5 protein-coding genes are annotated in these 8,050 nt (G+C 73.0%); 3 read left to right on the top strand and 2 right to left on the bottom strand.

Features of this window, described 5'->3' with window-relative positions; translation table 11 throughout:
• Positions 1-12 precede the first annotated feature (12 nt).
• Together ACFVX6_RS25185 and ACFVX6_RS25190 are read left to right on the top strand one after the other, a co-directional pair.
• On the top strand, positions 13-1,299 hold the full coding sequence (locus tag ACFVX6_RS25185) for an alkaline phosphatase family protein (protein WP_389695004.1): 1,287 nt from the start codon (positions 13-15) through the stop codon (positions 1,297-1,299).
• Between the two features lie 31 nt (positions 1,300-1,330).
• The gene (locus tag ACFVX6_RS25190) at positions 1,331-2,611 is read left to right on the top strand and encodes an MFS transporter (protein WP_389695006.1); all 1,281 of its coding nucleotides are present in this window, start codon (positions 1,331-1,333) and stop codon (positions 2,609-2,611) included.
• 10 nt (positions 2,612-2,621) lie between these two features.
• On the opposite strand, the gene ACFVX6_RS25195 is transcribed toward ACFVX6_RS25190, so the two are convergent.
• Entirely contained in the window at positions 2,622-3,917 is a 1,296-nt protein-coding gene (locus tag ACFVX6_RS25195) for an MFS transporter (RefSeq protein ID WP_389695008.1), read from the bottom strand.
• Between the two features lie 177 nt (positions 3,918-4,094).
• Between ACFVX6_RS25195 and ACFVX6_RS25200 the strand changes: the two genes are divergently transcribed.
• Positions 4,095-6,137, top strand: a complete 2,043-nt coding sequence (locus ACFVX6_RS25200; RefSeq protein WP_389695010.1) for a prolyl oligopeptidase family protein — start codon at positions 4,095-4,097, stop codon at positions 6,135-6,137.
• Positions 6,138-6,191: 54 nt separating this feature from the next.
• Here ACFVX6_RS25200 and ACFVX6_RS25205 read toward each other — a convergent pair whose 3' ends face one another.
• Positions 6,192-7,871, bottom strand: a complete 1,680-nt coding sequence (locus ACFVX6_RS25205) for a flavin monoamine oxidase family protein (RefSeq protein WP_389695012.1) — start codon at positions 7,869-7,871, stop codon at positions 6,192-6,194.
• Between the last annotated feature and the right edge of the window lie 179 nt (positions 7,872-8,050).

Below are 8,050 nucleotides of genomic sequence, written 5' to 3' on the forward strand. Positions count from 1 at the left end.
GAGGAACCACCCATGCCCCTCCGTCCCCCGTCGACGACGGCGAGCGCGAGCGCGACCGCTCGCGCAAGACACCGGATCCACCGGTCCGCCCTGGTCGCAGGCCTCGGCGCCCTGGGCCTGCTGGGCGCCTTCACCATCGCCAACTCCCAGGCGGCCGAAAGCGGTTCCGCGGCAGCAACGGCTGCGGCCGCCCTGCCCGCGTACGACCACGTGGTCGTCGTCGTGTACGAGAACAAGCAGTACGGCGAGATCATGGGCAGCGCCAACGCCCCGTACATCAACCAGCTCGCGGGCGGCGGCGCGAGCCTGACCGGCATGAAGGCGCTGACCCACCCCAGCCAGCCGAACTACTTCAACCTCTTCTCCGGCGCCACCCAGGGCATCACCGGGGACGGCTGCTACACCCCGCAGTCGATGACCGCGCCCAACCTCGGCCAGGAACTGATCGCGGCCGGCAAGACCTTCGCGACGTACAACGAGGACCTGCCGAGCGAGGGTTCCACGGCCTGTACCAACGGCCAGTACGCGCAGAAGCACAACCCGTGGTTCGCCTTCAAGAACGTGCCGCTCAACACCGGCAAGACCTGGGCGCAGTTCCCGCAGAACAACTTCGCGGCGCTGCCGAACCTGTCGTTCGTCGTCCCCAACCAGTGCAACGACATGCACTCCTGCTCGGTCGGCACGGGCGACACCTGGACGAAGAACAACATCGACGCCTACGCGCAGTGGGCGAAGGCCAACAACAGCCTGCTGGTGCTGACCTGGGACGAGGACAACTACCTCGGCTCCAACCAGATCGCCACCGTCTTCTACGGGGCGAACGTCAAGACGGGCACCTACGCCACCGCCTTCAACCACCACCACCTGTTGCGCACCTTCGAGGACCTGTTCGGCACGGCGACGCACGCCGGGAACGCCGCCAACGTCCAGCCGATCAGCGAGGTGTTCGGCTCCACGAACCCCACCCCGACCCCGACGCCGACCCCCACTCCGACTCCGACGCCCACTCCGACTCCCACCTCGACGCCCACCCCCGGTGACCTGAAGCTGGCCAACCCCGGCCCGCAGAACTGCAAGTTCAACCAGAACTGCACCATCCAGCTCACCACGACAGGCGGAAAGCCCCCCGTCCGCTACACCGCCACCGGACTCCCCTGGGGCCTGACCCTCGACGCCAACACCGGCCGCATCACCGGCAAACCCTGGGCCACCGGAACCATCCAGATCACCGCCACCGCCACCGACACCACCCCGACAACCGCCACCACCACCTTCCCCCTCACCCTCACCTGGTTCTGACCCCCTGGTACAGAACGTGAAGGAGGCACCCGTGTACCTGTCGACCAGCCGTGCGGCGGACATCGCCGCAGACCCTCCCGCTCCGAAGGGCCCCCTGCGGGCCGTCCCCGGCACGGTGCTCGCCCTCGGCATGGTCAGCCTGGTCACGGACGTCTCCGCGGAGATGGTCACCGCCGTCCTGCCGCTGTACCTGGTGGCCGGACTCGGGATGTCCCCGCTCGCCTTCGGCGCCCTGGACGGACTCAACCAGGGCGCCACCGCGCTGCTGCGCCTCGTGGGCGGACGGGTCTCGGACCGCACGCAGCGCCGCAAGCTCGTCGCCGGCACCGGCTACGCGATCTCCGCCGCCTGCAAGGCGGCCCTGCTCGCGGTCACCACCCCCTGGTCGGTGGCGGCGGTGCTCGCCGCCGACCGGACCGGCAAGGGACTGCGCACCGCCCCGCGCGATGCGCTGATCTCCCTGTCCTGCCCGCCGGGGGAGCAGGGCCGGGCCTTCGGCGTGCACCGCGCGCTGGACACGGCCGGGGCCCTGCTCGGACCGCTGGCCGCCTTCGGCGTGCTGTGGGTGGCGGTGGACGGGTACGAGGCCGTCTTCACCGTGAGCTGCTGCCTCGCGCTGCTGGGGGTGCTGGTACTGGCCCTGTTCGTACGGGAGAGCCCCGCGCCCGCACCGGCGGCCGGCACGCCTCCGGTCCGGTCCCTCCTGCGGATCCCGGGCCTGCGGCGACTCTGCCTGACCGCCGCCGTGCTCGGCCTGTTCACCGTCGGCGACGCCTTCCTCTACCTGCTGCTCCAGCGGCGCCTGGACCTGCCGGCCGCCTGGTTCCCGCTGCTGCCGGTCGGCACCGCGGCCGTGTTCCTGCTGGCTGCCGTACCCGTGGGCCGGCTCGCCGACCGGCTCGGCCGCCACCGGGTCTTCCTCGGCGGCCACCTGCTGCTGCTCGGCGCCTGCCTGCTGCTCCTGTCCCCGGTACCGCCCGGCCCCGCGCTCGTGCTCGGGGTCCTGGGCCTGCTCGGCCTCTTCTACGCGGCCACCGACGGGGTGCTGATGGCCGCCGCCGGGCCGCTGCTGCCCCCCGGGGTGCGCACCACCGGCCTGGCGGTGCTCCAGACGGCGCAGGCCCTGGCGCGGTTCGCGGGTTCCCTGCTCTTCGGCGCCGCCTGGACCGTGTGGGGACCGGGCCCGGCGCTGGCCGCGGCGGCCGGCGGACTGCTGCTGGCCCTGACCGCCACGACCCTGGCCACCTCCACCTTCCCCTCCGCCCTCGCGGGCGGCGGCCCCGCTGCGGGGGAGGAACCACCCGAGGGATGAGGGCGTCGGATCAGGCGGTCGCTCCGCTCGGCTGCGGCTCCTCCTTCGCGGCCCGCTGCCGCAGGGCGTCCTCGTCCGTGTCCGCGTCGTACGAGATCAGCTTCGGCAGCAGGGCGGCCAGGACCGCCACCGAGGCCACGCAGGCGAGTCCGCCGCTCCAGAAGGCCGAACGGGTACCGGTCCAGCCGGCCATCGTGCCCGCGCGGACCTGGCCCAGCTGCGGGCCGACGGTGTACGAGAGCACCTCGATGCCCGCGAGCCGGCCCCGCAGTTCCTCGGGGATCGTCTGGTTCCAGATCGTGGCGCGCCCCAGCCCGCTGAGCATGTCGCCCGCGCCGGCCACCGCGAGGCACAGCAGCACCAGCCAGATGTTCCCCGACCAGCCCGCGGCCGCGACGGCCAGTCCCCACACCCCCGCCCCGCACACCACCAGAAGCCCGTGTCGGCGTACCCGCGAGGCCCAGCCGCTGGTCAGGCCCAGCAGCAGTGACCCCACTGCGCCCGCCGCGTACATCAGACCCAGTGCCCACACGGCGTCGAGCTCGTCCGCCAGGAACGGGAAGATGGCGTTCGGGAAGGCGAAGAACATCGCCGCCAGGTCCACGGCGTACGTGCCGAGCAGCACGGGCCGGCTCCACGCGTACCGGGCCCCCTCGGCGATCCCCCGCAGTGAGGGCCGCTCGGCGTCCCGCGCGGGCGGAGCCGGACGCAGCCGCAGGCACAGCAGCACCGATACGAAGAATCCCGTGACGGTGACCGCGTACGCGGACGCGTACCCGGCGTACGCGACGACGAGGCCGGCCACTGCGGGACCGGCGATGGCGCCGAACTGGTAGCGCAGCCCGTTCAGCGCGGCCGCGGCGGTCAGCTGGTCGTGCGGCACGATCCGCGCCATCAGCGAGTCCATGGCCGGCCGCTGCAGGCCGGTCAGCGCCGATACGCACGCCGCGACCACGTACAGCGGCCACAGCAGGGGAGTGGGCAGGGCCGAGTTCACCAGGAGGACCAGGGCGAGCACCCCGAGTCCCGCCTCGGTCAGCAGGATCAGCCGCCGCCGGTCCACGGCGTCGGCGAGGGCGCCCCCGTAGAGACCGAACACCACCAGCGGGAGCAGCTCCACCGCGCCCATCGCACCGACCGCGAGCGGTGAGTCGGTCAGGTGCTTGATCTGCAGCGGCAGCGCGATCATCGCCATGAACGAGCCGAAGTAGGTGACCGTGCCCTGGTAGAACAGCAGCCGGAAATCGGGGCTGGACCGCAGCGGGGACAGGTCGGGCAATAGGGAGGCGAAACGGGATCTGCTCACGAGGGGCCATCGTCGGCGTCGGCCCGTCCTCCGGCAACCGATTTTCGGTTCCGGCCCGGGTCGTGGCCGGGTCGCGGCCGGTGCCGTGACCGACTCGCGGCCGAGTCCCGGCCCGGACCGTGGCGGGGCCCGCCCCGGACGGCTCGCGGCCGCCCTCCGATCCTGCACAATCGGCGGATGAGCGATGAAGACCCCTACCTCTGGCTGGAAGAGGTCACCGGCGAGGCCGCCCTCTCCTGGGTGCGCGAGCGCAACGAAGAAACGGTGTCCGAGCTGGCCTCGGACCCCGGGTTCAAGGTGCTGGAGTCGGGGATCCGCGAGGTCCTCGACGACGACGGCAGGATCCCGTACGCGCGCCGCCGGGGACGCCACCTCTACAACTTCCGGCAGGACGCCGACCACGTCCGCGGTCTGTGGCGGCGCACCACGCTGGAGGAGTACCGCAAGGACCGGCCCGACTGGGAGCCGGTCCTGGACCTGGACGTGCTCGCCGAGGCCGAGGGGGAGAAGTGGGCCTGGGCGGGCGCCGCGGTCCTGGCTCCCGACCACCGCCACGCCCTGGTCATGCTGTCCAGGGACGGCGCGGACGCCTGTGTGGTGCGCGAGTTCGACCTGGAGGAGCGGGAGTTCGTCACCGGCGGCTTCGAAGTCGCCGAGGCCAAGACCCGGATCGGCTGGATCGACCGGGACCGGGTCTGGATCGGCACGGACTTCGGCCCCGGTTCGATGTCAGCCTCCGGCTACCCCCTCCAAGTGCGCCGCTGGCGGCGCGGCACCCCCCTCGCGGAGGCGGAAACGGTCTACGAGGGCCGGCCGACGGACCTGTCCGCATCCGGCTGGCACGATGACACGCCCGGTTTCGAACGGGACTTCGTCCACCGGCAGATCGACTTCTGGAAGCAGGAGCTGCTCCTCCTCCCCACGGACGGGACCTCGGATCCGGCGGCCGGGCCCGAGAAGATCGACGTCCCCGACGACGCCAGTGCCTCCGTCCACCGCGAGTGGCTGATCGTCGCGCCGAAGTCGCCGTGGCTGGGCCACGTCGCGGGCAGCCTGCTCGCCTTCGACTTCGAGGCCTTCCGGGCGGGGGAGCGGGAGGCGGCGGTGCTCTTCGCCCCGGACGAGCACACCGCCCTCGCGGGCTGGAGCTGGACCCGCCACCACCTGATCCTCACCACCAGCGCCGACGTCTCCTCCCGACTGGAGATCCTCACCCCCGGGCCGGGCCCCGACGGCTGGAGCCGCACCCCCCTGTCCGGCGTTCCGCCGTTGTCCACGGCCTCCGTCACGGGAACCGACCCGGACGTGAGCGACGAGTTCTTCCTCAACGTCTCGGGCCACCTCCAGCCGTCCACCCTGTACCGGGGTACGGCCCCGGCCGGCGCCGACGAGACCCTGAAGCAGGGCCCGGCGCTCTTCGACACTGCCGGCCTGGCGGTCCGGCAGTACTTCGCGAGCTCCGCGGACGGCACGAAGGTGCCGTACTTCGTCGTCGGACCCGAGGACCGCACCGGCCCCGGTCCGACCCTGCTCTACGGCTACGGCGGCTTCGAGGTCTCCATGGTCCCGGGCTACAGCGCCGTCACCGGCCGCGCCTGGCTCGCGCGCGGCGGCACCTACGTGGTGGCGGGCATCCGGGGCGGCCACGAGTACGGGCCGCAGTGGCACAAGGCCGCGCTCGGCGCGAACCGGGTCCGGGCCTATGAGGACTTCGCCGCCGTGGCCCGGGACCTCATCGCCCGGGACGTCACCACCCCCGCCCAGCTCGGCATCGAAGGCGGCAGCAACGGCGGGCTGCTCATGGGCGCGATGCTGACCCGCGACCCCGAGCTGTTCGGCGCGGTCGTCGCCCACGTGCCGCTGCTGGACATGCTCCGCTTCCACAAGCTGCTCGCCGGAGCGAGCTGGATCGCCGAGTACGGGGATCCCGACAGCCCGGCCGACCGGCCCCACCTGGAGGGGATCTCCCCGTACCACCAGGTCCGGACGGACGGGCCCCCGTACCCCCCGATGCTCCTGCTGACCTCGACCCGCGACGACCGCGTCCACCCCGGGCACGCCCGCAAGATGGCCGCCCGGCTGCGGGAGTCGGGGCACCCCGTGCTCTTCCACGAGCACCTCGGCGGCGGGCACGCGGGCGCCACCGACCACGGGCAGACCGCCTTCAACGAGGCGCTGGTCCACACCTTCCTGTGGGACCGGCTGACCCCGAAGAGGTGACCGCGCGGAGGTGACCGCGCGGGGCTCCGGTGACGCGGTGCGCGCGGGCCGGGATCAGATCTGGCAGCCGATCTCGGTGGCGACGCGCTCGCCGGAGGAGACCGCCGCGTTCAGCGTGGAGTTCTCCACGTCGGTGTGTTCGCCCGCGAAGTGGATCCGGCCCTCCTGGAGCCCTTCGCACCCGGCGATCGAGGTGTACTGGCCGATCTTGTAGTAGTGGTAGGCGCCCCGCTGCCAGGGGGCCCGGGACCAGTGGTCCTCGTACGCCCTGCCGGTGTACGCGGCCCGGGTGCCCGGGTAGACGTGCTCGATCTGGGAGAGGAACCAGTCGACGTCGGCGGCGGGCGCCGGGCCGTGCGCGGCCCCGGTGAGCACGTCGCGGGCAGTGTTCCCGCCGGGGAAGTCGACCAGCAGCGACGGTGTTCCGTTGGGTGCGCCCGCGACCGAGCCGTCCCAGGCGGTCTGGTAGCCGACGGGGCCGGTGTTGCTGATCCCGTTGTACCCGAGCTGCGGCCAGGTCTTGGCCGAGAGCTCGGTGACGAGCTTCGCGTTCTGGCCCATGCCCTGCTGCCGGACGGCGGTCAGCTTGCGGGCGGAGAGGCCGGCCCCGGAGAGGTCGACCTCGCGCAGGGTGCTGAAGGGCAGGGCCAGCACCACGTGGTCGGCCGGCACCGAGACGGTGCTGCCGCCGTGGTCGAAGACGCAGGTGTACGAGCCGTCGCCGTTGCGGCGCAGGGCGATGAGCTGATGGCCCCGGCGGACCGTGCCGGCCGGGAGTTGGGCCGCCATCCCGCTGACGAGCTGGTCGTTGCCGCCGACGAGGTGGTACTTCTCGTCGAAGCCGCGCCCGCCGGCGAAGACCGACGAGGCCCCGAGGAAGCCGATCATGCCCAGCGCGGAGGCCTCGGCGGGCTCGCCGCCCGACTGGAGCTGGAGGGCCTGGATCAGCTGGCCGAGGCGGGAGCCGGGGGCGAGGCCGATCTCGTCGAGGTAGTCCAGGCAGGAGAGGTGGTCCAGCCGGTACGCCTCGGCGGTGTAGCCGTCGTAGCGGGCGGTGCCGGCGGCCGCGTACGAGGCGCTGAACGCGTCGTAGGCGGCGGCGGTCCAGTCGTTCTGCTGCTGGAGCCCGGAGTAGGAAGCCCCGTTGACCCAGCCCGCGTAGTCACCGGCGTGCAGCTCGCCGCCGTTGGCGATCTCCCGTTGCAGTCCGAGGCTCCGGGCCAGTTCGAGGACCGCAGTGTCGGTGGAGCTGATGAAGGATCCGCCGTGCTCGTGGATCGCGCCGCCGGAGAAGAAGCCGCGCAGGGACCAACAGCGGCCGCCGATGCGGGTGCTGTCCGCCTCGTACACCGTGGTGGCGACCGGGTTGCCCTGGTTCCACAGCCGGTGCGCGCAGCGCAGTCCCGCGAGTCCCGCACCGACGATCACGATGCGCGGGGCGGCGGCGCCGGCCGCGGCGGCGCGGAGCGGGGAGAGCAGGCCGCCGGGGAGGGCGGCGGCGAGGGCCGCGGCGCCCGCGGCGCCGAGTATCCGGCGGCGGCCGGGCGTACGGGCGCCCGAGTCGGGCTGTTCCTGGGCCCGGCGGGCGCGTTCCCGGCGGGTGTCCTCGGCCTGCTCGCCGAGGACCTCGGCGATGGGCATGCCGCGGCGGCGAGCTTCGGCGTGGGCCGAGAACGCGGTGCGGAGCGGGTCGGGGATGCCGGCGCGGTGGGCCGATTGGTGCACGTGCTGCATGTGATCCCTCTTCTCGGAATCCTGCGGAGACGGCAAGAGTCGAACTGAGAGGGGAGTAGAGCGGTGGGGGGGCCCCCGGGGTAAAGGTGGTGGGGGGCGGTTTTGAGGGCGAATTGAGGCGGCGGAGATTCCCCGGCGGGGGTGGGGCGGGGGGGGGGCGCGGGGGGGGGGGGGCGGGC

It is taken from the genome of Streptomyces sp. NPDC058289 (genome assembly GCF_042880975.1).
Lineage (GTDB): Bacteria > Actinomycetota > Actinomycetes > Streptomycetales > Streptomycetaceae > Streptomyces > Streptomyces stoeckheimensis.

What these genes read in the sequence shown, in the direction of transcription:
- ACFVX6_RS25200 (WP_389695010.1), top strand. Translation starts at nt 4,095, where the DNA reads ATGAGCGATGAAGACCCCTACCTCTGGCTGGAAGAGGTCACCGGCGAG.
- ACFVX6_RS25205 (WP_389695012.1), bottom strand. Translation starts at nt 7,871, where the DNA reads ATGCAGCACGTGCACCAATCGGCCCACCGCGCCGGCATCCCCGACCCG.
- ACFVX6_RS25185 (WP_389695004.1), top strand. Translation starts at nt 13, where the DNA reads ATGCCCCTCCGTCCCCCGTCGACGACGGCGAGCGCGAGCGCGACCGCT.